Source organism: Nocardioides marmorisolisilvae, from assembly GCF_003725775.1.
Classification (GTDB): Bacteria; Actinomycetota; Actinomycetes; order Propionibacteriales; family Nocardioidaceae; genus Marmoricola; species Marmoricola marmorisolisilvae.
This window is the reverse complement of sequence record NZ_RJSG01000001.1, coordinates 65348-90026: the sequence shown is the minus strand read 5'-3', so window position 1 is coordinate 90026 and position 24679 is coordinate 65348. Positions and strand designations below refer to the sequence as shown.

The 24679-nt window shown below is 69.1% G+C and carries 17 protein-coding genes; 6 read left to right on the top strand and 11 right to left on the bottom strand.

Translation table 11 applies throughout. The annotated features are described in order from the left end of the window. Positions 1-210 precede the first annotated feature (210 nt). Positions 211-2250 (top strand): Calx-beta domain-containing protein, encoded by a 2040-nt coding sequence (locus EFL95_RS00410; protein ID WP_183406963.1) that lies wholly within the window; start codon positions 211-213, stop codon positions 2248-2250. 67 nt (positions 2251-2317) lie between these two features. Here the strand turns inward: EFL95_RS00410 and EFL95_RS00405 are convergent, their stop codons facing one another. After that, a complete protein-coding gene (locus EFL95_RS00405) occupies positions 2318-2716 on the bottom strand; it encodes a DUF302 domain-containing protein (protein ID WP_123232093.1) in 399 nt (132 codons plus the stop codon). 61 nt (positions 2717-2777) lie between these two features. Here EFL95_RS00405 and EFL95_RS00400 point away from each other — a divergent pair, with 61 nt between their 5' ends. After that, on the top strand, positions 2778-4772 hold the full coding sequence (locus tag EFL95_RS00400) for a thioredoxin domain-containing protein (protein ID WP_123232092.1): 1995 nt from the start codon (positions 2778-2780) through the stop codon (positions 4770-4772). On the opposite strand, the gene trhA is transcribed toward EFL95_RS00400, so the two are convergent. Then, positions 4769-5494, bottom strand: coding sequence for a PAQR family membrane homeostasis protein TrhA (trhA, locus tag EFL95_RS00395; protein WP_246004733.1), 726 nt, complete (start codon positions 5492-5494; stop codon positions 4769-4771). The genes EFL95_RS00400 and trhA overlap by 4 nt on opposite strands. 89 nt (positions 5495-5583) lie before the next feature. Here trhA and EFL95_RS00390 point away from each other — a divergent pair, with 89 nt between their 5' ends. From EFL95_RS00390 to EFL95_RS00380, 3 genes are all read left to right on the top strand, one after another. Beyond that, positions 5584-6360, top strand: a complete 777-nt coding sequence (locus tag EFL95_RS00390) for an isoprenyl transferase (RefSeq protein ID WP_123232091.1) — start codon at positions 5584-5586, stop codon at positions 6358-6360. 243 nt (positions 6361-6603) lie between these two features. After that, positions 6604-7962 carry an RNA 5'-3' helicase PhoH2 gene (gene phoH2, locus EFL95_RS00385; protein WP_123232090.1) on the top strand — a complete coding sequence of 453 codons (1359 nt, stop codon included), beginning with the start codon at positions 6604-6606 and terminating at the stop codon, positions 7960-7962. Between the two features lie 206 nt (positions 7963-8168). Beyond that, positions 8169-8831 carry an aggregation-promoting factor C-terminal-like domain-containing protein gene (locus tag EFL95_RS00380; RefSeq protein WP_246004732.1) on the top strand — a complete coding sequence of 221 codons (663 nt, stop codon included), beginning with the start codon at positions 8169-8171 and terminating at the stop codon, positions 8829-8831. A gap of 15 nt (positions 8832-8846) precedes the next feature. Here EFL95_RS00380 and EFL95_RS00375 read toward each other — a convergent pair whose 3' ends face one another. The 5 genes from EFL95_RS00375 to EFL95_RS00355 are packed head-to-tail and all read right to left on the bottom strand — an operon-like array spanning position 8847 to position 14448. Continuing rightward, entirely contained in the window at positions 8847-11057 is a 2211-nt protein-coding gene (locus EFL95_RS00375) for a choice-of-anchor Q domain-containing protein (protein WP_148044924.1), read from the bottom strand. A gap of 30 nt (positions 11058-11087) precedes the next feature. Then, a complete protein-coding gene (locus EFL95_RS00370; protein WP_123232087.1) occupies positions 11088-11546 on the bottom strand; it encodes a nitroreductase family deazaflavin-dependent oxidoreductase in 459 nt (152 codons plus the stop codon). Then, positions 11543-12385: an SDR family oxidoreductase gene (locus EFL95_RS00365; protein ID WP_123232086.1), complete on the bottom strand. Its 843-nt coding sequence runs from the start codon at positions 12383-12385 to the stop codon at positions 11543-11545. The genes EFL95_RS00370 and EFL95_RS00365 overlap by 4 nt, the downstream gene beginning before the upstream one ends. Then, positions 12382-13773: a class II fumarate hydratase gene (locus tag EFL95_RS00360; protein WP_123232085.1), complete on the bottom strand. Its 1392-nt coding sequence runs from the start codon at positions 13771-13773 to the stop codon at positions 12382-12384. The genes EFL95_RS00365 and EFL95_RS00360 overlap by 4 nt, the downstream gene beginning before the upstream one ends. A gap of 9 nt (positions 13774-13782) precedes the next feature. Next, positions 13783-14448 carry a spermidine synthase gene (locus EFL95_RS00355; RefSeq protein ID WP_123232084.1) on the bottom strand — a complete coding sequence of 222 codons (666 nt, stop codon included), beginning with the start codon at positions 14446-14448 and terminating at the stop codon, positions 13783-13785. A 206-nt stretch (positions 14449-14654) separates the two neighbouring features. Between EFL95_RS00355 and EFL95_RS19975 the strand changes: the two genes are divergently transcribed. Then, positions 14655-18599, top strand: a complete 3945-nt coding sequence (locus EFL95_RS19975) for a S8 family serine peptidase (RefSeq protein ID WP_183406962.1) — start codon at positions 14655-14657, stop codon at positions 18597-18599. A gap of 67 nt (positions 18600-18666) precedes the next feature. Here the strand turns inward: EFL95_RS19975 and EFL95_RS00345 are convergent, their stop codons facing one another. The 4 genes from EFL95_RS00345 to EFL95_RS00330 all read right to left on the bottom strand — a co-directional run bounded on the left by EFL95_RS00345 (position 18667) and on the right by EFL95_RS00330 (position 24390). Then, positions 18667-20487, bottom strand: a complete 1821-nt coding sequence (locus EFL95_RS00345; RefSeq protein WP_123232082.1) for a hypothetical protein — start codon at positions 20485-20487, stop codon at positions 18667-18669. An 87-nt stretch (positions 20488-20574) separates the two neighbouring features. Continuing rightward, entirely contained in the window at positions 20575-22314 is a 1740-nt protein-coding gene (locus tag EFL95_RS00340; protein WP_123232081.1) for a hypothetical protein, read from the bottom strand. Between the two features lie 71 nt (positions 22315-22385). Further along, positions 22386-22628: a TFIIB-type zinc ribbon-containing protein gene (locus EFL95_RS00335; protein WP_123232080.1), complete on the bottom strand. Its 243-nt coding sequence runs from the start codon at positions 22626-22628 to the stop codon at positions 22386-22388. A gap of 70 nt (positions 22629-22698) precedes the next feature. Then, positions 22699-24390, bottom strand: a complete 1692-nt coding sequence (locus EFL95_RS00330) for a fumarate hydratase (protein WP_221176266.1) — start codon at positions 24388-24390, stop codon at positions 22699-22701. Positions 24391-24679 lie beyond the last annotated feature (289 nt).

The following is a 24679-nucleotide window of genomic DNA, read 5'->3' as shown; positions in this document are numbered from 1 at the left end:
CGGAACTGCGTCTCGAGTACCGAAGTGATCCGGTAGCTCGGCTGTTTGACCGTTTCGCCACGGCGCCGGTGAATGGTTGTTAACGTCCAACAGTCGCCGTTGGTGAAAAAGACCGCCGCGGAAACGTCCCGACCGGGAGGTTCGCGCGCGTCGTACCGGTCGTGTCTCGGCACCACTCACCGGACGCGCGCATGTCTCTCGGAGCATCCTTTGCCATCACCTCTCGGACGCCGCTTCAGCCTGCTCGCAGCCGGCGGCATCATCCTCACCAGCTTCGGTGCGATCACCGCTTTCGCGGCCGAACCGAAGAACACCTCGACCATCGCTGACGGGTCCGCCTGGTACACCCAGGCTTACGACAACTTCCCGACCGGCGGTTACCTCACCCCGAAGCAGGCCGACGTCACCGGTCCGCAGCGCGCACCGTTCGGCCCGGGCAGCCACCAGATCACGATCGGGGAGTCCTCGGCCCAGACCGAGCTCTACCGGACCGACGCCTACGACGGCGTCAAGGTCGCGGACCTCTCCCGCTTGGAGTACTCCGAGCTGGCGCGACCGACGACCTCGGGCGACCGGCAGCCGGTATACCTGCGGCTCTCGGTCGACAACGACGGCGACGGCAACACCGATGCCAGCCTGTTCTTCTACCCCGCGAACAATGGCACCCCGGTGAACAACACCTGGCAGAGCTGGGACGTGGCCGGAGGCACTATCGACGTCGACGGTGACAACGGCGGCACCACGACGCTGGCGGCCTACGCCGACGCGCACCCGGACGCGACCCTGGTCAACGACAAGTACGACGCCAACCACGACGCCGGTTCGCTGGCGCTCATCGCGGGCGGCTCGCTCGGCGGTGACACCGACCCGCAGACCAACGGGGAGTACTTCGTCGATCGCGTCATCGTCGGTGTGAACGACAAGGACACCCTGTACGACCTCGGTGGTGGGTCCGAGGTCAGCGGGGGCACCACCGACGTGACCGTCGACCCCGCGCACGACGGTGGCTGGAAGCACCAGGCCTATGACAACGACGTCTACCTGACCTCGAACCAGACACTGGTCGACGGCCCGGGTACGCCCCCGCTCGGGGGCGGCAGCCTGCGGTTCTCGTTGAGCTCGAGCGAGAACGCGGACCGGGTGGAGCTGTTTCGCACGACCCAGTACGACGGCACGTTGCTACGCGACCTGCGCGCGATCAGCTACAGCACGTACCAGCGCGGGAACACGGGCAACGACACCCCGCAGCAGCCGGTGTACCTGCGGTTCAGCCTGGACGACGACGACAACGGCACCACGGACGACACGCTGTTCTTCTTCCCGGCCAACAACGGCACGGTGCAGCAGAGCGCCTGGCAGACCTGGAACGCCGCCGACGGCGTCTGGGGTGTCAACAGTGACCCGGGTCCGGCGGACAGCATCTCGATCAACGACTACCTGGTCGCCCACCCGGACGCCCGGATCGTCGTGAACGGTGACGCCAGCGCGCCCGACCAGCCGCGCGGTGGGGTGGCCTTCTTGGTCGGCGGAGGCGGTGCCGGCCAGATGAACGGCACCTACTACCTCGACAACATCACCCTCTCGAAGAGCGACGACGCGACTGGTCACACCGTGACCGGCAAGCGCTTCGACCTGGAGCCGACGGAGCCGACGCTGTCCATCGGGGACGCATCGGTCTCCGAAGGCAACAAGGGCGCGACGCTGACCTTCCCGGTCACGCTGAGCCGGCCGTTCGCGGTCGACGTCACGGCTCACTTCGCGACGGCGGACAGCTCCGCGACCTCGCCGAGCGACTTCACCGCGACGTCGGGCACGGTCACCATCCCGGCGGGCTCGACGACGGCGAACCTCAGCGTCGCCGTGAAGTCGGACCGGACCTACGAGCGGACCGAGAACCTGCACGTCTTCCTCAGCGACGCGGTGGGTGCGACCGTCGCTGACGGCAGTGCGGTCGGCTCGATCGTCAACGACGACACCCGTGTGGACCTGGGCCTGTCCCAGTCCGCCGACCGCCGGCTTCGCGTGTCGGTGGCCTCGGTGCCGAGCCAGGCCGGTGCGCCGGTGAACATCTACCGGGTCACGGCATCCGGCTACCAGCTGCTGAAGGCCACTCACCTCAACAGCTCCGGTCGGTACCTGGCTCTGTTGAACCACCACTACAACAAGGGCGAGGGCGTGACGGTTGTCGCTGTCGTCGACACCTCGGGAGGCAAGTACAGCTCCGAGCGGGGTCACCTGACGATCAAGTAGTCAGGCGGAGCACAGGGCGAGGGCGATCTCATCTCGGGGTCGCCCTCGCTGCACGTCGCGGGAGCGGTCAGTTCTCCAGGGAGTTCAGCGCGGCCACGATCCGGGCACGGGCGTCCGTCGCCAGCCGGCGGACGGCATCGCCGCCGGTCAACCCGGCGATCGTCGCCGGGTCGAACGCCTCGACGATCGTGGTCTCCTCGTCGACGTACCGGACGACGACGTTGACCGGGATCAGCACCGCGATCGACGGGTCGACCTGGAGCGCCTGGTAGGCCAGGCCGGACTGGCACGCTCCGAGGATGATCTGCGGCGGCACCTCGACGTCGAGGTTCTTCAGGAAGCTCTCGCGGATGTCGAACTCGGTGACGATGGCGATGCCCTCGTCGACCAGTGCCTCGCGCACGGCTTCGAGCACGCTGTCGTACGCCCCCTGGACGCTGCGGGTGATGCTGTACGCCTGGCCCACGGATCCAGCCTACGGCTGATCGCCCGGCAGGGCGCCACGTCGCTGCACCTAGGCTGGACCAGTGAACCGGCTCGCCAGCGCGACCTCCCCGTACCTGCTCCAGCACGCCGACAATCCGGTGGACTGGTGGGAGTGGGGTCCCGAGGCCTTCGCCGAGGCGCGGCGCCGCGACGTACCGGTGCTGCTGAGCGTCGGGTACGCCGCCTGCCACTGGTGCCACGTGATGGCCCACGAGTCGTTCGAGGACCAGGCGACGGCCGACTACCTGAATGCCCACTACGTCAGCATCAAGGTCGACCGCGAGGAGCGCCCCGACGTCGACGCGGTCTACATGCAGGCGACGGTGGCGACCACGGGACACGGTGGCTGGCCGATGACCTGCGTGCTCGACCACGAGGGCCGGCCGTTCTTCGCCGGGACCTACTTCCCCGACCAGCCGCGGCACGGGCAGCCGAGCTTCACCCAGCTGCTGCAGGCGATCACCGAGGCGTGGACCGAGCGGCGCGACGACGTCACCAGCACCGCGCTGAACATCACCGGGCACATCGCCGCGAACGCGAACCTGGCCGGCTCGGCACCGGTCGACGCGTCGGTCCTGGACGCCGCGGTCGCGCGGTTGGGTGCCGAGTTCGACGCCACGCACGGTGGCTTCGGGGGAGCGCCGAAGTTCCCGCCGTCGATGCTGCTCGAGTTCCTGCTGCGACGGGTGTCGACCAGCGCCACGAGCTCGGCAGACGAGCTGCGGATCGCCTCGGCCACGCTCGAAGCGATGGCGCGCGGCGGCATCTACGACCAGCTGGGCGGCGGCTTCGCGCGGTACTCCGTCGACGCCCGCTGGGTGGTGCCGCACTTCGAGAAGATGCTCTACGACAACGCCCTCCTGCTCGGCGCCTACACCTCCTGGTACGCCGCCACCGGCAGCCACCTGGCGCGCCGGATCGCGGTGGAGACCGCAGACTTCATGATCCGCGAGCTCGGCACTGCTGAGGGTGGTTTCGCCTCGGCCCTGGACGCCGACTCCGAGGGCGCCGAGGGCACGTTCTACGTCTGGACGCCGGACCAGCTGGCTGAGGTGCTCGGACCGGTCGACGGCGCCTGGGCCGCGGACCTGCTGACGGTGACACCAGCCGGAACGTTCGAGCACGGGAGCTCGGTGCTGCAGCTGCTGACCGACCCGGACGACGCCGAGCGCTGGACCCGGGTCCGGACGGCGCTGCTGGAGGCACGCGCCCGCCGCGAGCGGCCGGCCCGCGACGACAAGGTGGTGGCCGCCTGGAACGGGCTCGCGATCGCGGCCCTCGCCCGCGCCGCCGGCGTGGTCGGCGAGTCGCGGTTCCTGGACGCGGCGGAGGCCGCCGGCCGCCTGCTGCGCGATCGCCACCTCGTCGACGGACGACTGCGTCGCGTGTCTCGCGACGGTGTCGTGGGCCAACCGGCCGGGGTGCTGGAGGACTACGGCTGTGTCGCCGACGCCTTTGGTGCACTCGCCGAGGCGACGGCCGACGGCACCTGGCTCGAGCGGGCCGGAGAGCTGCTCGACGTCGCGCTCGACCAGTTCGCCGCCGGAGACGGCGGCTTCCACGACACCGCCCACGACGCCGAGGCTCTGATCGCCCGGCCTCGGGACCCGTCGGACAACGCGAGCCCGTCGGGTCACTCGGCGATCACGCACGCGCTGCTCCGCTACGCCGCACTCACCGGGTCCGGTCGGCACCGCGATGCCGCCGAGGCCGCCCTGGCGTCGATCCGGCAGCTCGCCGAACGGGCACCCCGGTTCACGGGCTGGTCCCTGGCTGCGGCGCAGACCGCGCTGGAGGGTCCCCTGGAGATCGTCGTGGTCACCGAGCCCGACGACGAGATCGGGCAGCGGATGGCCACCAGGGCGCGGGCCGAGCTCGGCGCCGTGGTCCTGGTCGTGGTGCCGGGGCAGGTCCTCCGGTCACGTATCCCGCTGCTGCACGGCCGCGATCTCGTCGAGGGCCGCGCGGCGGCGTACGTGTGCCGCGGGATGGTGTGCGAGCGCCCGGTGACGGACCCGGACGAGCTGCTCGTCTAGCGCAGCCGGTAGGTCGCGATCGACGCCGCGATGTAGTGGCAGACGAAGGCCGCGATCGTGAACACGTGGAAGATCTCGTGGAACCCGAACCAGGTCGGGAACGGGTCCGGCTTCTTCAGTGCGTAGACGATGCCGCCGAGCGTGTACAGACCGCCGCCGACCGCGATCAGGGTGATCACGGCGGTGCCGCCGTCGGAGAAGTCGTCGGCGTAGAAGATCGCGGCCCAGCCCAGCGCGATGTAGACCGGTGCGGAGAGCCAGCGCGGGGCACCCTTCCAGAACATCTTCATGCCGATGCCGAGCAGCGCCCCGGACCAGACGATCACCAGGATCCCGATCCGCGCGCCGCCGTGCAGCAGGGTGATCGCGAAGGGCGTGTAGGAGCCGGCGATCAGCACGAAGATGTTGGCGTGGTCGAAGCGCTTGAGGAACGCCCACACCTTCATCGACCACTTGCCGCGGTGGTAGATGCCACTGACGGTGAACAGCAGCAGCGCGCTCGCCGCGAAGACCGCGGACCCGACCCGGGTGGCCGCCGTGGGGGACAGGCAGATCAGCACGATCCCGGCCGCCAGCGCGAGGGGCGAGAACGAGGCGTGCAGCCAGCCGCGCAGCTTGGGCTTCGCCGCGTTCATCGCGTCGTGCAGGGCCTGGGCCGCCTCGTGGGTCAGCTCCGCGGCCTTGTCCGCAGCCTTCTCAGGCGCCGGCTGGTGGGTCTTCACCCAACCCAGGCTACGGGACCGTAGGTTGCGCCGCCGAGGTTCGCGGCGGGATCGTAACGAGGCTCACGTCTCTGCCGTAGCCTGGTGACGTGGCGGACTGGAAGCGTGGACTCCGACGGGTGCTCTACCCGGCGTACGAGGCCCGCATGGTGCGGCGGATGCCCACCGACCGGATCCCGAAGCACGTCGGGGTCATGCTCGACGGCAACCGGCGCTGGGCCAAGGCCGTCGGGGCCGACACGGCCGACGGGTACAAGGCCGGCGCCGCGAACATCGAGCCGCTGCTGGAGTGGTGCGAGGAGGTCGGGGTCCAGGTCGTCACCCTGTGGCTGCTCTCGACCGACAACCTGAACAGGTCGCCGGAGCAGCTCGACGGCTTGCTCAGGGTGATCGAGGGCGCGGTCGCCTCGCTGGCCGAGCAGCACCGCTGGCGGCTGCACCCGGTGGGTGCACTGGACCTGCTGCCGGCCGAGACCGCCGAGCGGCTCAAGGCCGCCGAGGAGTCCACCCGCGACGCCGAGGGCCTGCTGGTCAACGTCGCCGTCGGGTACGGCGGCCGCCGCGAGATCGCCGACGCGGTCCGCTCGCTGCTCCAGGACCAGGCCGCCAAGGGCCGGACCATCGAGGAGCTCGCCGAGGTCATCGACGTCGAGCACATCGCCGAGCACCTCTACACCAAGGGCCAGCCGGATCCAGATCTGGTCATCCGCACGTCGGGCGAGCAGCGCCTCGGCGGCTTCCTGCTCTGGCAGAGCGCCCACAGCGAGTTCTACTTCTGCGAGGCCTACTGGCCCGATTTCCGGCGTGTCGACTTCCTGCGTGCGGTGCGCGCCTACGCGCTGCGCGACCGCCGTCTCGGTCGCTGAGGAACGGCCGTCAAGGGTTCACATTCGTGTAACCCACGCTCGGGCGTGTCGAACTGAAATGCGCATTTCGCGGACGTACCTTCCAGGGAGTGGAACGCAACCCTTGCGCTCCGCACCAGGAGGCAAGTTCGTGAGAGATCACGATCGGGGGTCGCACTCAGACCCCTGCCTGTCCTGGTCCAAGCACTGCTGCTGAGGACCGGGGCGCTGAGTGCGCGTGCCGGTCGTGAGGGGAACACATCCGTGGCCACTGCGAAGCGCGCGACCAGCCCCAAGACCCCCACCGCCCCGAAGGCAGCAGCCACCCGTCGCAGGACCTACGTCCTGGACACCTCGGTGCTGCTGGCCGACCCCGGGGCGATGAAGCGCTTCGACGAGCACGAGGTCGTGCTTCCGGTCGTGGTGATCACGGAGCTCGAGGGCAAGCGCCACCACCCCGAGCTCGGCTACTTCGCGCGCTCTGCCCTGCGGATGCTGGACGAGCTGCGGATCCAGGCGGGTCGTCTCGACCAGCCGGTTCCGATCGGCGACTCGGGCGGCACCATCCGCGTCGAGCTCAACCACACCGATGCCGAGTCCCTGCCGTCCGGGTTCCGTCTCGGTGACAACGACACCCGGATCCTGGCGGTCGCCAACAACCTGGCCAACGAGGGTTTCACCGTCACCCTGGTCTCCAAGGACCTTCCGCTGCGGATCAAGGCCTCGGCCGTCGGTCTGGACGCCGAGGAGTACCTCGGCGAGCAGATCCACGAGTCCGACGCCGGCTGGACCGGCATGGCCGAGCTCGACGTGACCGCGACCGACCTGGACGAGCTGTACGACGACAGCGTGATCGACCTCGACGACGCCCGCGAGCTGCCCTGCCACACCGGCCTCGTGCTGATGTCGGACCGTGGGAGCGCGCTGGGTCGGGTCGGCGCCGACAAGCGGGTGCACCTGGTCAAGGGTGACCGCGAGGCCTTCGGCCTGCACGGCCGCTCCGCCGAGCAGCGGGTCGCGCTCGACCTGCTGCTGGACCCCGACGTCGGCATCGTCTCCCTCGGCGGTCGCGCCGGCACCGGCAAGTCGGCGCTCGCCCTGTGCGCCGGACTGGAGACCGTGATGGAGCGGCGCCAGCACAAGAAGGTCGTCGTCTTCCGCCCGCTCTTCGCCGTCGGCGGTCAGGAGCTCGGCTACCTGCCCGGCAGCGAGTCCGAGAAGATGTCGCCCTGGGGCCAGGCCGTCTTCGACACGCTCGGTGCGATCACCAGCCCGGACGTCATCGACGAGATCCTCGACCGCGGGATGCTCGAGGTGCTCCCGCTGACCCACATCCGCGGCCGCTCGCTGCACGACGCGTTCGTGATCGTCGACGAGGCGCAGAGCCTGGAGCGCAACGTGCTGCTCACCGTGCTCTCCCGGATGGGCGCCAACTCGAAGGTGGTGCTGACCCACGACGTGGCCCAGCGCGACAACCTCCGCGTCGGTCGCCACGACGGCGTGGTCGCGGTGGTCGACAAGCTCAAGGGCCACCCGCTGTTCGCGCACGTCACGCTGACCCGCTCGGAGCGCTCGCCGATCGCCGCGCTGGTCACCGAGATGCTCGAGCACGTGTCGATGTGATCTAGACGGGAGTCCGTGGAAGTTCCCTGTTGGGGACCACACGAACCACATCTGCCCCAGGTGTCCGAACGGGTCTCGCGATCCGGCGGGTCGGTTTGCATCTCGGACGCGATCTGGGTTTAGGTGTTGCAACTTCCCTGAGCAGTACTGGTGCACTTCCCCTGCGCCGCATGACGTCCCCAACCGTCAACCCGAGAGTCTTCGTCTTGACCGAGTCGTACGCCCCGAAGCATCGGAGCGCACCCCCGAAGCGTGTTCGCAAGGGCGCCAAGAAGGGCGCCAAGAACGCCGTCCTCTTCTCGGGTGCAGCGATGTTCGCGACGGCACTCTCGATCTCCGCCGGGGTCGCCGCCGAGGGCAAGTCGCCCGAGGACACCCTGGTCAACCTGACCGCGGGGAAGTCCCAGCTGACCGAGGCCGACCTCGCCGCGCGCGAGCAGTCCGCCTCCCGGTCCAGCGACCGCACCGCTGCTCGCACCAGCGTGCTCAAGAGCGCCGAGCTCGGCTCGGCGAAGGGTGTCGCGGTGACCCGCACCGCCAACGTGGTCACGCTGACCGCCGGGGTGACCAGCTCCGGCGCCCGCGCGATCGCCCAGCGGCTGCTCGCCGAGATGGGCATGAGCGCGTCGGAGTTCAACTGCCTCGACTCGCTCTGGACCGGTGAGTCCGGGTGGCGGGTGCACGCGAGCAACCCCTCCGGCGCGTACGGCATCCCGCAGGCGCTGCCCGGCTCGAAGATGGCCAGCGCAGGTGCGGACTGGCAGAACAGCGCCGAGACCCAGATCAAGTGGGGCCTGGGCTACATCAAGAACCGCTACGGCACCCCGTGCGGCGCGTGGTCCTTCAAGCAGGGCCACGGCTGGTACTGAGCCGCGGCCGCTCGCTCAGCGCGCGATCGTGAACCGGAGCTTGGCCGGTGCTGACGTCCTGCCCCAGGTGTTCTTCGCGGTGAACGTGACCACGTAGTGGCCGGGGCTCAGGTAGTGCCCGTTGCTGAGCAGGCCGTGGAAGACGAACGTGGTGCTCCCCGCGTGGGCTGACCGTGAGGTGCTGCCCGCTCTGCTGTACGCCGCCGAGCACGCCGGGCGCGAGTGGTTCGAGGTCGTCAGCGCGACGCAATGCCCGCCGACGAGCCGGCGGTAGACCACGCGGGTGAAGGTGAGCGTCAGGGTGCTGCTCTCGGTGAGGCTGAACCCGAACGTGGTCCCGATCGGCACCGAGGTCGAGTGGCCGCTGGGTGTGCGCCAGGTCGAGCGGCTCTGGGTCAGCGACGACAGCACGGGGGTGGACGGGACCACGGTTCGCGGCGCGCTGGTCGCAGGTGGAGAGTCGTAATCAGGACCGTGCGCGACCACGGTGCAGCGCAGGACGTGGCCGATGTCCGCTACCGCCACCCCGTACGTCGCCTGGTCGGTACCAACAGCCTGGCCGTCGCGGGTCCAGGCGTAGTCGTAGGTCAGCGGATCGGCTCCCACGAACGTGCCGTGGGTGCACGTGGCGTCGTGACGGGCGATCGGGCCGGTGATCGTGGGTGGTGCCGTGCTGAGCGGGACCGGCAGCTGGACGGCACCGATGTCGCAGGGCCGGCCCGCCGGCCGTGGCTCACCGCGCTGGTCGACGGTCAGCGGACCGTCCGGATCCGCGGTCGGGTCGGTGCACGCGCCGCCGGCGCCGATCACCGGGCTCGAGGCGCTCGGGAGCATCGTCTGGGTCGGGCCGCCGTTGTCGGCCAGGGTGCCCAGGTCGGCGCTCTGGCCGATGAGGTCGTGGTTGGCGGCGGAGAGGCCGCACTGCGAGGGCGAGGTGTTCTCAAGGTTGTGGCCGGAGCCGGTCACGGTGCTGGCAGCGATGCGACAGTTGTTGGCTGCCCCCGCGGGGTCGGTTCCTTCAAAGATCGAGCCCTCGATGACAGCGGGCGAGGCGTAGTCCAGGAACAGGTTGCCTCCGAAGAACGGCTGCGGGCTGAGGGCCTGGTTGCCGGAGAAGGTGTCGGACGCCAGGTGCACGGCGACCTCGTCGCCCGGGTTGCCGTCGGCGGAGATCGCGCCACCGTCCGCGATTCCGTCCGGTCCGGGCGTCGTCCCGGACCCTGGCTGCCCAGCGGTCGCGACGTTTGCCATGAAGGTGCTGTTGACCACCGTCAACGCCGGGCCGAAGGCGGCGATCGCGCCTCCTTCTGCGTAGCCGGGACTGCCGCCGGGGCCGTCGGCGCTGGCTCCTCCGTCCCCGCCGCTCACCTGATTGCCCCTGAACGTGCTGCTGCGCACCGTCACCGAGGCGTTGCCGAGGATCGCACCGCCGATGGCCCTGCCGCCGCCCGCGCCGACGCTGCCAGGGGTTTGCACGTCGCCGCCATCGCCTCCGGTCACCACGTTGTTCGTGAACGTCGAATTGACCACGGTCAGGTCGCTCGACCCGGTCACGACGGTCCCGATCCCGGCACCACCCTCCCCGGACGAAAAGCTGTCCTGCCCGTCTCCGCCTTGGGCCAGGTTGTCGCTGACGATCGAGGAATCCAGGGTGAGCGCACCATCGGACGACACGATCGCGCTTCCGAAGCCCGCTGCGCCAGGGGGGCCACCTATCGAAGCCGGACTACTACCGATCGCGCTGTTCCCCGTCACCGCCACACGGGTCAGCGTCAGCGGGCCGATGTTGTCGATCCCGCCTGCAAAGGCGCTGTTGTTGTTCTCGTCCACGGAATGGCCGCCGGTCACGGTCAGGTCTTGGAGTGTGGTCGTCCCAAGTGCGGGCGGGAGCAGCGGGCCGATTTTGAGCACCCCGTGCTCGGCGGTCTGCTTGATGGTGGTCGCGCCCATGCCGGAGCCGACGAGATGCGTCGACGTCTCGACGCTGAGTGCGCCCTGACTGAGCTCAAATGTTCCGCTCCCGAGCTGGATCGTCGCGCCGCTCTGCTGGGCTGCTGCCTCAGCCGCGGCCCGCAGGCTCGGGCACACGGTCCCGGTGCAGGCGGGCGTCGGGGACGGGTCGTCGAAGCCGGTGACCGTGTACGTCGGTGCTGCCTGCGCCGGGGCTCCGAGAGCCACGAGCGCCGGTGCGATCACGACAGCCGCCAGCAGCGTCCCGAGCCTCATGTCCCGGATGCTATGCGGCGACGCCGGGCGCTACCCGGTGATTCTGAAGACCGGGTGCTTCGGTGCCTCGGCGAGCAGCTCGGCCTCGGTCGAGTCGGCGCTGACGCCGTCGAAGAACACCCCGACCTCGGCCTTCCAGCGCTTGAGGTAGCCGCGCAGGATCGCGACCTTGTCCGCGTCGGCCACCACCTCGGTGGCGGTGAACTCCTCGGTGTGCTTGCCGAGCACGAGGCGACCACCCCCGGCGGCCCGCATGTTGTGGGTCCACTGCACGTGACCTCGCGGCGCGACCAGGTAGCGGTCCTCGCCCAGGGTCAGCACGTTGACCGGCGTACGGCGCCACTCGCCGCTCTTGCGGCCGCGGACCTCCAGCACCCGCGAGCCCCACACGCTGATCCCGCGCCGGGTCAGCCAGGCCACCGCTCGGTTGAAGACGTTCCGGGTGAACCAGTCCGGCTTGCGGACGTGCTCGGTCGGGTCGTCGCTCACAGTCCCACCAGCTTCCTGCTGACCTCGACCAGGCGCTGGGCGACGGCGTCGTCCTGCGCCAGCTCGGCCGGCTCCTTGATCCGGTTCTTCTCGTAGTAGCCGCCGCTGCGGCCCTCCACCTCGGCGTTCGTGGCCAGGTAGGTCAGTGTGGCGCCGCCCTCGGCGGGCGAGACCATGAACAGTCGCTTCGCGATCGCCAGCACGGGCTTCGCGATCGCCGGCGCTCCGTCCCAGATGTTCGTGGCCACCGCGCCGGGGTGCAGGCAGTTCGCGGTCACACCGGTGCCGGCGAGGCGGGGGGTAAGCGAACGGGTGTAGAGCACGTTGGCGAGCTTCGAGCGGCTGTAGGCACGCATGATCTGGTAGCCGCGCTCGAACCCGAGGTCGTCGAAGTCCATCGTCCCGCGGTAGTGACCGACGGAGGAGGTGGTGACGATCCGAGCCGAGCCGCTGGCGATGATGCGGTCCAGCAGCAGCTCGGTGAGCAGGAAGGAGGCGAGGTGGTTGACCGCGAAGGTCGCCTCGTAGCCGTCGGCCGTCAGGGTGCGCTTGTCGTAGACGGTCCCGGCGTTGTTCACCAGCACGTCGATCCGCGGGTACGCCGCGAGCAGGTCGTTCGCGAGCCTGCGCACGTCCGCGAGCACCGAGAAGTCGCAGACGAAGGACTCGACCACGACGGTGGGCGTCTCGGTTCGGACCCGCTCGACGGCGGCGGCGAGCTTTGCCGGGTTGCGGCCCACCATCACCAGGTGGTGGCCCTGGGCGGCCAGCTGGCTCGCCGACTCCAGCCCGATGCCGTCGCTGGCGCCGGTGATGACGATCGTCTTCTGCGTGCTCATGGGTGGGTCATCCCTTCCACGTCCAGGGCCGCGTCCAGCTGCTCGAGGGTGAGCACGCCGCGGTCGACGTACCCCATCTCCAGCACCTGGTCCCGGATCGTGCGACCGGCCTTGAGTGATTCCTTGGCGACCTTGGCCGCCTCCTCGTACCCCAGGTAGCGATTGAGCGGGGTCACGATCGAGGGGGAGGACTGCGCGTAGGTGCGCATCCGCTCCGCGTCCGCGGTGATGCCGTCCACGCAGCGGTCCGCCAGCAGGACGCTCGAGCTCGACAGGATCCTGATCGACTCCAGCAGGTTGCGGGCGATCACCGGCATCATCACGTTCAGCTCGAAGTTCCCGGCGGCGCCCGCGGTGGTGATCGCGGCGTCGTTGCCGATCACCTGCGCGCAGACCATCAGGGTCGCCTCGGGCAGCACCGGGTTCACCTTGCCGGGCATGATGCTCGAGCCGGGCTGGAGGTCGGGCAGGTGGATCTCGGCCAGGCCGGTGGTCGGGCCCGAGGACATCCAGCGCAGGTCGTTGCAGATCTTGGTGAGTCCGACCGCGATCGTCTTGAGCACCCCGGACAGCTCGACGAGCGAGTCCCGGGTGCCCTGGGCCTCGAAGTGGTTGCGAGCCTCGCGGAACGGTTGCCCGGTGACCGTGCCGAGCTCGGCGATCACCGCGGCCGCGAAGCCCGGCGGGGTGTTGATGCCGGTGCCCACGGCGGTTCCGCCCAGCGGAAGCTCGCGCACCCGGGGGAGCACCGAGTCGAGCCGCTCGACGGCCAGGGCCAGCGTCGCGGCGTACCCGCCGAACTCCTGGCCGAGCATCACGGGAGTCGCATCCATCAGGTGCGTGCGGCCGGACTTCACCAGGTCCGCGAACTCCTCGGCCTTGGCGGCGAGCGACGCCTCCAGGGTGCGCAGCGCCGGCTGGAGATCCTCGACAACCGCAAGCGTCGCGGCCACGTGGATCGAGGTCGGGAAGGTGTCGTTGCTGGACTGACTGGCGTTGACGTGGTCGTTGGGGTGCACCTCCTGGCCCGCCCGGTGGGCGAGCGAGGCCAGCACCTCGTTGGTGTTCATGTTGGAGCTGGTCCCCGACCCGGTCTGGAAGACGTCGAGCGGGAAGTGGGCGTCGTACTCGCCGGACATCACCTGGGCCGCGGCCTGCTCGATCGCGGCGGCCTGCTCGCCGCTGATCACGCCGAGCTCGGCGTTCACCCGCGCCGCGGCCGCCTTGATCGCGGCCAGCGCGTGGATGTGCCGAGCCTCCAGCGGCGTACCGGAGATCGGGAAGTTCTCGACCGCCCGCTGGGTCTGCGCCCGCCAGAGCGCGTCGGCCGGGACCTCGACGTCCCCCATCGAGTCGTGCTCGGTCCGCGTCGGTCCGGAGGCGTCCATGCTCCGAGCCTACTTGCGGGCTGCGTAGAGCCAGTAGTGCTCGGAGCGGTCCTCCAGGCGGACCGGGAACGCGGTCGCCTCGGCGTTCCCGAACACCGCCTCCAGCGCCGCCCCGAGCTGGGGTGCCTCGTCGGCCGACCAGATCACCAGCAGGGTCCGGGTCGCCCGGTGCGCAGCGGTCAGGAAGGGCTCCTTGTAGAGCGCCTCGTTGGCGTCGTGGACCAGGTAGCCGGGGCCGTTGTCGACGTCGAGCAGCACCAGGTCGTACGCCGAGTCAGCCGCCTCCGCCAGAGCCATCGCGACGTCGCCGACCACGATGCTGAGCCGCTCGTCGGCGAGGAACTGCGGACCGTGGGGGATGGTCCCGTCCCGCATCCACCCGACGACCGCCTCCTCGATCTCGACCACCGTGCAGGCCTCGACGCGGGGGTCGGCGAGCAGCTCGTGCATGGTGAACCCGAGCCCGAGGCCGCCGACCAGGACCGTCCGCGGGTTCTCGACGAGGTCCAGCGCCGCGGTCGCCAGGGCTCGCTCGGTGGTGGTCTCGAGGGTGTCCATCACGAAGACCCCGTTGACCCGGAGCTCCTGGACCCGGGGGCCGTTCTCCTGGCCTCGCTCCCGCAGCACGACCTCCCCGCGGGGACTCTCGGCGCGGGCGAGCTCGGTGTGGTCCACGGGCTCATCCTTCCCGAGAATTTTTAGAACCAATCCGTCCCGGTACTGACGAAACGGGCAAACCTGTGATTACCTGCCCGCAACGAGGTTGAGTGCGGGACCGTGTGTGTCCTGCGATCGGGACTCAAACAGTGTTGGTCCCTCCTGCTCGGGAACCCTCGGGTTTGGGATGTATTCGCATGAATTCGACAGGTCGAATGCGGTTTGTGGCGGTATCCGCCACGATCGCCGTCGCCGCAGCGCTGGCCGTTACCAACGGTTCAGCGAGCGCTGCTGACCCGACGAGTCACCGGGGGACCCCCGGCGTCAAGGTCAGCGACAAGAAGATCCACGCGAACGCCAAGGGCACTGCGCCCCGGGCGCTCGGTGGCAAGGCAGCCTCCGGGGAGCCGGGCAGTGCGCTGCCGGCAGGCGTTCCCACCCAGGGCCGCTACGCCTTCCTGATCAAGCTGGACGCGAAGAGCACCTCGAGCGCGTACCGGACCGCGATCGGAGGCGGCAAGGCTGCGGCGCGGACCGCGTCCAAGAAGCAGCTCGGCACCGTCAGGTCCGCGCAGGACCGGGTGGTCTCCGACCTGCCGTCGGGCAGCAAGGTGCTCTACAAGGCGCACTCGGCCCTGGCCGCGGTCGCGGTGACGACCGACGTGAAGAACTACACCAAGCTGACCAAGCTCGCCGGCGTGGCCGGGGTGTACCCGATCGCGCCGAAGGCGCCGACCAACTCCTACGCGGTGCCGCTGCAGGGCGCGCCCCAGGCGTGGGAGGCCCACGGTGACCTCGGCAAGAACACCACGGTCGCGATCATCGACACCGGCGTCGACTACACCCACGCCGACTTCGGTGGCGTCGGGACGGTCGCGAACTACCAGGCCGCCAAGGACAACTTCGGTGAGCCGGCAACCCCGGGCGAGTTCCCGGGCGACAAGGTGATCGGCGGCTACGACCTGGCGGGCGACGACTACCAGGCCGACCCGAACACCGCCGGGTACAACCCGGTCCCGTCGCCCGACCCGTACCCGCTGGACTGCAACAGCCACGGCTCGCACGTCGCCGGCACGGTCGCCGGCTACGGCGAGAACTCCGACGGCTCGACGTACACGGGTTCCTACGACACGAACACGCCGTTCGACGACATGAAGATCGGCCCCGGCATGGCGCCGCTGGCCAAGCTGTACGCGTTCCGCGTCTTCGGCTGCGAGGGTTCCACCGACCTGGTCGGCGCCGCCATCGACATGGCCGCGGACCCGAACGGCGACGGCGACCCGTCCGACCACGTCGACGTGATCAACATGTCGCTCGGATCGGACTACGGCTCGCCGCAGGACGGTGACTCGGTCGCGACCGAGGCCGCTTCCGCGCTGGGCATCACGATGGTCATCGCATCGGGCAACGCCGGCGACATCTACGACGTCGGTGGCTCGCCGGGCAACGCGCCCAGCGCCATCACGGCGGCCGCCAGCCAGGACGCCTCTGCCGTCGTGGACGCGCTGAACGTGAGCGCCCCGGAGTCCATCGCCGACAAGTACCCGTCCGAGCGCTCGATCGCCTACGACTGGGTCAACGACCCGGACCTGTCCGGTGACGTCGCCCAGGTGAAGCAGGCGAGCAACCTCGACGGCTGCGACCCGCTCGACGACACCGACAAGGCGGCCGTGAACGGCAAGATCGCCTTCGTCGAGTGGACCGACACCGACGACCAGCGGCGCTGCGGCTCCGCTGCTCGGGCCGCGAACCTCGTGGCTGCCGGTGCGACCGGGTTCATCTACGCCGACGACGCGGAGAACTTCGCCGCGGGCATCACCGGTTCGGCCGTGATCCCGGGCGTGCTCGTCGCCAAGAGCGGTGGGGACGCCATCCGCGCGGAGCTCGTGGCCGGTCACACGGTGACCATCGCGAGCACCACGGCCAACGGCTACGCCCAGAAGGACGACTCGCTCAACGACACGTTGGCCGGGTTCTCCTCACGCGGCATCGGTGACCCGGGCAACGTGAAGCCGGACATCACCGCCGTGGGCGCGACCGTGTTCTCGGCCGGTGTCGGCACCGGCACCGAGGGTCTGAACGACTCGGGTACCTCGATGGCCACCCCGATGACCGCGGGCGCCGCGGCTCTGGTGGTCTCGCAGCACCCGGACTGGACCCCGGAGCAGGTCAAGGCCGACCTGATGAACACCGCCGGTCAGGACCTGTTCACCGGGACGAGCCACACCGGGGACAAGTACGCCCCGCAGCGGGTCGGCTCGGGCCGGCTCCAGGTGGACAGCGCCCTGGACAACGAGGTCCTGGCCTACGTCACCGAGAACCCGGGTTCGGTCAGCGTCTCGTTCGGACCGCAGGCAGTCACGGCGGACACCGTGCTGACCAAGCACATCAAGGTGCAGAACACCGGCGTGACCACGAAGTCGTTCGACGTGAACTACGTGTCCCGCTCGTCGGTCCCGGGTGCGACGTACTCGGTCTCGCCGAGCTCGGTCACCCTGGACCCACGGTCGAGCAAGACGGTCACGGTCACCCTGACGCTGCACCCGGCGCAGATGACCAAGACCATCGACCCGACGGTGCAGCCGTTCCAGAGCGGTCTGCCGCGCCAGTTCCAGGCGGACGCGAGTGGTCTGGTGACGTTCACCAACGAGTCGAGCGAGCTGCGGGTCCCGGTCTACTCGGCCCCGCGTCCCGCCTCGGCGATGACCCAGGCCGACCAGGTCACGCTGCCCTCGGGCGACGTGCAGACCACGCTGCTCCCGCTCACGGGTCAGTCGGTCAACCAGGGTTCCGGTGAGGAGAAGGTCCAGTCCACGGTGGCTGGGCTCGAGCTCCAGGGCACCAGCGGTCTGGCCCCGTCGTGCGGGGGTGACGTCACCAGCGGGTGCGTCAACTTCTCGGACGAGCGGGCTGCGGACCTGAAGCGCTTCGGAGCCACCTCGAACGCAGCTCAGCTGGTCTCGAACGGGCAGGACCCGCTCGAGGACGGCGAGGTGTACTTCGCGGTGAACACCCAGGGTCGGTGGAGGACGGCTGCCAACGAGGCGGAGTTCGACATCTACATCGACGGTGACGGCGACGGGACCGCGGACGCGGTGCTCTACAACACCCGCCTGCCCGACTCCGACGACCTGGTGACCCGGATCGTGGACCTGAGCAACGGGCACGCGACCTACGAGGCCGGTATCAACGACTCGTTCGGTGACACCGACACGGCGGTCTTCGACAGCGACACGATGGTGATGCCGGTGTTCATCAGCGACATCCCCGGCGTGGATGCCGAGAACCCGCGGATCAGCTACTCGGTGCTGTCCTTCAGCCCGTACCAGGGTGCTCCGGTGGACAACATCGGGGACGTCGACGGTGACGGCAACCTGGTCAACCCGATGTCGCTGGACGTGACCAAGCCCGGCGTCGCGCTGTTCGGCAGCTACGACGGCTCGGCGAGCCCGTTCCTGTTCCCGGACGCAGCGAGCTCCGTGCTCACCCTGCGCCGGAACGCGGCGGCGTACGTCGAGGACGGCGGCAAGGGCGCGATGATCGTCCACTTCCACAACCAGCTCGGGTCGAAGACCCAGGTGGTCGGGCTCAAGGTCGACGCGGCCGTCACCCTCCAGGTGGCGCCGAACCCGGTCGGCCGTGGGCAGGACGTCACCGCGACCATCGCGGTGCCGGCCGGCTCGGACGGTACGGCCACCGGGACGGTGACCCTCAAGCGGGGCACCACGACGGTTGCCTCCGGCGAGCTGTCCGGTGGGAACGCGCAGCTGCACGTGTCCTTCGCCGACGCGGGTACCTACCCGCTGCACGCGGAGTACGCGGGCGACGACAACCACAACGCAGGATCGTCGACCACGACGAACCTGGTGGTGAACAAGTCGGCGTCCACCGTGAAGCTGACGGTCTCACCGAGCTCGGTGAAGTACGGCCAGACCGTGACCGCCAAGGTCACCGTCACCACGATCGCCGGGGAGCCGGCGACCGGGAAGGTCGTGCTCCGGCGCGCGAACGACTCCGTGGTCGCCAGCGGCACGCTGGTCAACGGGGTGGCGACGATCAAGTACACGAACAAGGTCAAGGCCAAGTACGCGATCCGAGCCACGTACGACGGGGACGGCAACTACAACGCCGGTCACTCCGCCCTCGTGGCGATCGGCTACACCCCGTAGCCGCTAGCTGAACCGAGCTCCTGCGGGTGGGCGCCCTTCTGGCCCACCCGCAGGAGCTTTTGCTTTGTCAGCCGAGCACCTTGTAGTGCAGCACGATCGTGAACGACTTCACGTCGTACTGGTAGCCGTAGCCGGTGTACATGCCCCAGCCGAACGAGTGGTCGGAGAACACCAGGCCGGAGGTCGAGTGCGTCTCGCCCTTGTGGGTGCCCAGCGTCCCCGCCAAGGTGCGGGTGCTGACCCACTTCTTGCTGGTGGTCAGGTAGCGCACCCGGATCTTGCTGCCGGGTTTCGCCCGCGCGGCACCGCCGTAGGTGTCCACCCGGATGTCGACGTACTGGACGACCCCGGAGCTCGGCAGGATCACCGCGTGCGCGGTGCGGATCAGGCTGTCCGCCGTCGTCTGGCTGGCGCACCGGGTGTTGGCGTAGTAGCCGAGCGACTTGAACCAGCCGCGCAGTGACGGCGTCCGCAAGGTGGAGCAGCGCGCCACGGTGCTGCCGGACAGGGACCCGACCGGCGTGACGGTCTTCGTCCAGGTCTTCGTCACCAGCTTCTTGCCCGAGACGGTGACCGTCCCGATCTTCGACGCGGCGTTGCCGTCGGCGTCGAGGAGCTTGACCACGTAGGTGCCGGCGGGCGCCGGGACGCTCCCGGCGAGCAGTCCGGACCAGGTGGCGGTGGCGCGCACGCTGGTGGACCCGGGCTTCAGGGTGAGCGTCCGCTGGAAGGTGTCGGTGGTGCCGACGCGCTTGTACAGGTTGACCGCGACGACGTTCGGGACACCGGTGCCCAGGATCGAGAACGTGGTCGAGGACTTGTACTTGGTGCTGTCCTTGACCAGCGGGTAGATCGTCGTGGGCGACGCGGTCACCGACGTCATCGGCGGACCGGTGTGGTCGACCGTGATGGTCGGGCTGACGGCGACGGACCCGTCGAGGGCCTGGACGTAGTCGCCGTCGAAGCCGCTGACATCGCCGTGCACGGTCAGCGATCCCTTGAGGACGTAGGTGCCCGAGGTCGGCAGGTCGGCTCCGTCGATCATGATCGGCGCGAGAGCGCCGGCGGTGATCGTTCCTCCGGTGACGCTTCCCGTCACGCCGGGGTCGGGGTGACCGGGGCGCTCGAGGTGCCAGGTGAGGTCGTAGGTGCCCGAGCGGGCGTTGGTGTACTGCACCGTGGTGGTCGGGTTGTTGCCGGTGATCTTGGTGACCGGGTCGAAGGTCAGGTGCAAGTGCTGCTCGATGTCGTAGAACGGGCTCGCCGGGTCGAACACCGCGCACTGGTCGGTGTTCAGGTCGTCGCACCGCCAGGCCGTCATCACGCCCGCCCCGTCCTCGAGGTTCGCCACCGCGCCGTCGGTCAGCGCGAACCGCGGCGGGTCCGGGATCGGGATGTCGTTGTCGAACTGGGCGAAGAGCAGGCCGCCGCCGCCCGGGTCGGTGACCGTGCCGACCGTGACCTGTTCGGCCGGCCCGATCTTGTCGTCGGCGGACCACGTGACGGTCGGCACCAGGTCGGTGGGCGTGAAGGTGCCGACGACCGTCTCGGGCGAGCAGTCCGGGGAGGCCGGGTCGGCGGTCGGGCAGGCCAGGGCGTAGATGCTCGTCGAGCCGGCGTAGCCCCACGTCGGCAGGTCGAAGGTGTCGGAGTCGCCGCCCAGGGTGACGTGCCGGTACTGCACGCCCGTGGTGTTGGCGAACCGCACGTAGATCTCCGGCACGCCGGTGCTGTCGATCGTGCCGGTCAGGTGCCCGGCACTGGTGCTGTCCAGATTGCTGAACACGGGAGCCGCAGCCGGGGCGGCGTACGCGGGCATCAGCCCGGTCAGCGGGACGGCGAGCGCGGCAGCGATCGTGAGGGCGACGGGCAGGCGACGGAGGTTCATGACGGGGCTTCCTGTGGCTCTGGAGCTGAGAACCACAGGCTAGCCCCGAACCGTCGGCCCGATCCCGCGGGCCGACGACTGGTTCAGTCAGCCGAGCACGTAGTAGTCGAGCTCCACCGTGAAGTTCTTGACGTCGTACTGGTGGTTGAACGCGGTGGCGACCGCCCAGACGAAGTAGTGGCCGGACCACAGGTAGGTCTCCGCATTGGACGTGTAGCCGGGGTGGGTACCCAGCCGCGCGGACGCGGTGCCCTTGTCGTACAGGTGTCCGCGCGGGGTCAGGTACAACATGACGGCCTGGCTGCCCGGCCTGCTCTTCGCGGCTCCGCCGTACGTGTACAGCTCGATCGTCTTGTAATAGGCCCCGGTCGGCATCTTCAGCTCGTGGATCGTGTGGACCTCGCTGGCTGCGCTGGTCTGGGTCCCGCACTTGGTGTTCGCGTAGTAGCCGAGCGAGCCGTACCAGCCACGCACTCCGTGCTTGAGGGTCGAGCACTTGCCGACGTACTCGTCGACCAGAGTGCTGGTGGCCGAGACCGTCTTGGTGTAGGTCCGCGCGACCAGCTTGCGGTGGTCGACGTAGACGGAACCGGCCAGCTTCCGGTTCCCGGCAGTGTCGACGAGGTACACCGTGTAGAAACCGTCCGGGAGCAGTTTCTGGGAGTTGTCACGGGCGGTGACGTACCCCGACCAGGTGGTCGGGGTTGTGGTCGACTGGGAGAGGTTGCCACGCCGCACCAGCACGTCGGAGGCGGAGTACATCTCGGTGGTCCTGCCCCCGTACATGCCCTTGAAGGTGAAGCGGGCGGAATCGTCGAGCCCGTGTGCCCCGATGTTCGGGTAGATCCTCGACGCGGTCTGCGCGACGCTCGTGAAGGAGGCGGGCTTGCGGTCGACGATGACCGTGCCTCCGGTGAGCGGCCCGGGAAGGTCCCCGTAGTCGGGATCATGGACCGTGAGGTTGCCCGCGACGGTGTAAGTGCCGTCAGCGAGTCCGTCGGCGGTCGCCGAGAACGTGGTCTCCCCGTCGCTGTTCAGGGTGTCGACCACCTCGCCGCCGGTGCCCGGGACCGGGACGCCGTTCTTCTCGAGGTGCCAGTCCAGGGTGTACGGGAGCCCAACCGGGCGGTGGGTCTGGAGGCGGAGCTGTGTCGAGGTCTGACGCGTCGAGACGTAGCCCGGGAACGTGCTGGCCGGGCTGGCGGACACCTCTGCCTTCGTGCTCTTGTGCACACCCAGCGATACGCGCGTGCTGCTGTCGAAGTTCCGGCACTCGAGGCGAGCCTCCGAGTCGCAGCGGTAGACGTCGATGTACCCGTCGCCGTCCCCGAGGTCGAGCTGGGTGGTGCCGTTCCTGTCCAGGTACTGGACTTCCTGCCAGAACGCGACCAGGACGCCACCACCCTGAGGGTCGGAGACCGTGACCGGGAACGCGTCACCGGGGCCGATCTTCAAGTCGGAGGGCCACGTGATCGTCGGTGTGACATCACTCGCGGTGAAGTAGCTCGCTGTGTTGAAGCTCGTGCAGCTCGACTCCGTTGGTTGCGAACATGGCCACGCCTCGACGTACGACGTGGTCAGCCCCCAGGTCTCGAGGTCGAACGAGGCGACGCCGTCAGCTGTTGCGAAGTAGTGGTCGTAGTGGCCAGGAGCCCAGACCAGGACATACGGCGCATCAGAGGTCACCGTGCCCTTCACGTGGCCGATCGTGTTGGTGTCGAGCGCCGAGACGATCGGGAGGGAGTAGGCATTCGCCGGGGCCGCGACGAACGCGGTCGCGATGATGAACGCCCCGACGACAGCCCGGGCCAGGTTGCGCACGCTCATGTCTTCCTCCGCACCGATGGTCGACCCAGGCTAAGCGGAAGAGGGCCTGCGGAGTGTCGAAACTGCGGTGCTCAGTCGAAGAGCTCTGAGAGCCAGCTCTCCTTGCGCTTCTGCTTGTACGGCTGCTGCCGGTACTGCTGCTGGGGCGGCGGGCTGAACGCCGGCTGCGGAGCCGGGTGCTGGGTCGAGCGCTCGATGATCTTGTCGAGCTCGCCGCGGTCGAGCCAGACGCCGCGGCAGGTCGGGCAGTAGTCGATCTCGATGCCGTTGCGGTCGCTCATCACGAGCACGGCGCCGTCGGTGGGGCACTGCATGGGTGTCTCCTTCGTCGTCGTACCCGGTCCAACGGGTGACGACCGACGAGGGTTCCTCGCAGGTGCCGACCTACTTCTCGGCCGAGCGCACCCGGATTCCGGTCAGCGGCACGTTGATCGTGCCGGCCGGGTCGGTGAAGAAGTCGTTGCCCTTGTCGTCGACCACGATGAAGGCGGGGAAGTCCTCGACCTCGATCTTCCAGACGGCCTCCATGCCGAGCTCGGGGTACTCGATGACCTCCTGGCTCTTGATGCAGTCCTGCGCCAGGCGCGCGGCCGGGCCACCGATCGAGCCGAGGTAGAAGCCGCCGAACTCGTTGCACGCGTCGGTGACCTGCTTGGAGCGGTTGCCCTTGGCGAGCATCACCATCGAGCCGCCGGCGGCCTGGAACGACTTCACGTAGGAGTCCATCCGGCCTGCGGTGGTCGGGCCGAACGAGCCGGACGCCATGCCGGCGGGGGTCTTCGCCGGGCCGGCGTAGTAGACGGGGTGGTTCTTCAGGTACTCCGGCATCTCCTCGCCGGCGTCCAGGCGCTCCTGGATCTTGGCGTGCGCGATGTCCCGCGCCACCACGAGCGGGCCGGTCAGCGAGAGCCGGGTCTTCACCGGGTACTGCGAGAGCTGGGCGAGGATGTCGGCCATCGGGCGGTTCAGGTCGACCTGCACGACCTCGCCGCCGGAGATGTCCTCGGCCACGCCGGCGTCCGGCATGTACTGGGCCGGGTCGGTCTCGAGCTGCTCGAGGAAGACGCCGTCGGCGGTGATCTTGCCGAGCGCCTGGCGGTCGGCCGAGCACGACACCGCGATCGCCACCGGGCACGAGGCGCCGTGACGGGGGAGCCGAACCACGCGCACGTCGTGGCAGAAGTACTTGCCGCCGAACTGCGCGCCGATGCCGAAGGACTGGGTCAGCTTGAAGACCTCTTCCTCCAGCTCGAGGTCGCGGAAGCCGTGGGCACTCATCGAACCCTCGGTCGGCAGGTTGTCGAGGTAGTGCGCGCTGGCGTACTTGGCGGTCTTCAGCGCGAACTCCGCGCTGGTGCCGCCGATGACGATCGCCAGGTGGTACGGCGGGCAGGCGGCGGTGCCGAGCGAGCGGATCTTCTCGTCGAGGAACTCCAGCATGCGCTTGGGGTTCAGGACGGCCTTGGTCTCCTGGAACAGGAACGACTTGTTGGCGCTGCCGCCGCCCTTGGCCATGAAGAGGAACTTGTACTCGGGACCCTTAGGGCCCTGTGCCGTCGAGTAGAGCTCGATCTGCGCCGGCAGGTTGGTGCCGGTGTTCTTCTCCTCGTACGTCGTCAGCGGAGCGAGCTGGGAGTAGCGCAGGTTCAGCTTGGTGTAGGCGTCGTACACGCCGCGACTGATCGCCTCGCCGTCGTCGGCGCCGGTGAGCACACCCTCGGACTTCTTGCCCATCACGATCGCGGTGCCGGTGTCCTGGCACATCGGCAGCACGCCGCCGGCGGAGATGTTCACGTTCTTGAGCAGGTCGAGCGCCACGAAACGGTCGTTGCCCGAGGCCTCGGGGTCGTCGATGATCTTGCGCAGCTGGGCGAGGTGAGCGGGCCGCAGGTAGTGGGAGATGTCGTGCATCGCCTCGGCGGTCAGCCGCTGGATCGCCTCCGGGCTCACCCGCAGGAAGGTCTGGCCGTCGGCCTCGAACGTCGAGACGCCCTCGGTCGTCACCAACCGGTACGGGGTGTCGTCGTGGGAAGCCGGAAGCAGGTCGGAGTAGCGGAACTCAGGCTCGTTGCTCACGCGCAGAAGGGTAGTCCGCGTCGACGCCCGCTCAACGGGGCGGTTGAGGTTCGGTCAGCCCCCGCTCCGATCGGACGGACCTTTCTAGTCACAACGTGCTATTCCTCGGCATTTCGGAGCGGTCGTTCTCAACGTATTCGACCTATTAGTGCCTGAAATATCCCCCCTATTTCACTGGGCGATTTGTTCCGTTACCGACGGGTATTGCCGACTCCTGAAAATGCTCAGGAATAACACAGGAAACTCTTGTCAGCCCTCGTTACGTAGGCAGATAGTCAGTCGGTGCTGT

Bases quoted from the DNA above. Each gene is read 5' to 3' on its own strand.
- EFL95_RS00375 (WP_148044924.1), bottom strand. From the start codon at position 11,057: ATGAGGCTCGGGACGCTGCTGGCGGCTGTCGTGATCGCACCGGCGCTC.
- EFL95_RS00365 (WP_123232086.1), bottom strand. From the start codon at position 12,385: ATGAGCACGCAGAAGACGATCGTCATCACCGGCGCCAGCGACGGCATC.
- EFL95_RS00360 (WP_123232085.1), bottom strand. From the start codon at position 13,773: ATGGACGCCTCCGGACCGACGCGGACCGAGCACGACTCGATGGGGGAC.
- EFL95_RS00345 (WP_123232082.1), bottom strand. From the start codon at position 20,487: ATGAACCTCCGTCGCCTGCCCGTCGCCCTCACGATCGCTGCCGCGCTC.
- EFL95_RS00340 (WP_123232081.1), bottom strand. From the start codon at position 22,314: ATGAGCGTGCGCAACCTGGCCCGGGCTGTCGTCGGGGCGTTCATCATC.
- EFL95_RS00335 (WP_123232080.1), bottom strand. From the start codon at position 22,628: ATGCAGTGCCCCACCGACGGCGCCGTGCTCGTGATGAGCGACCGCAAC.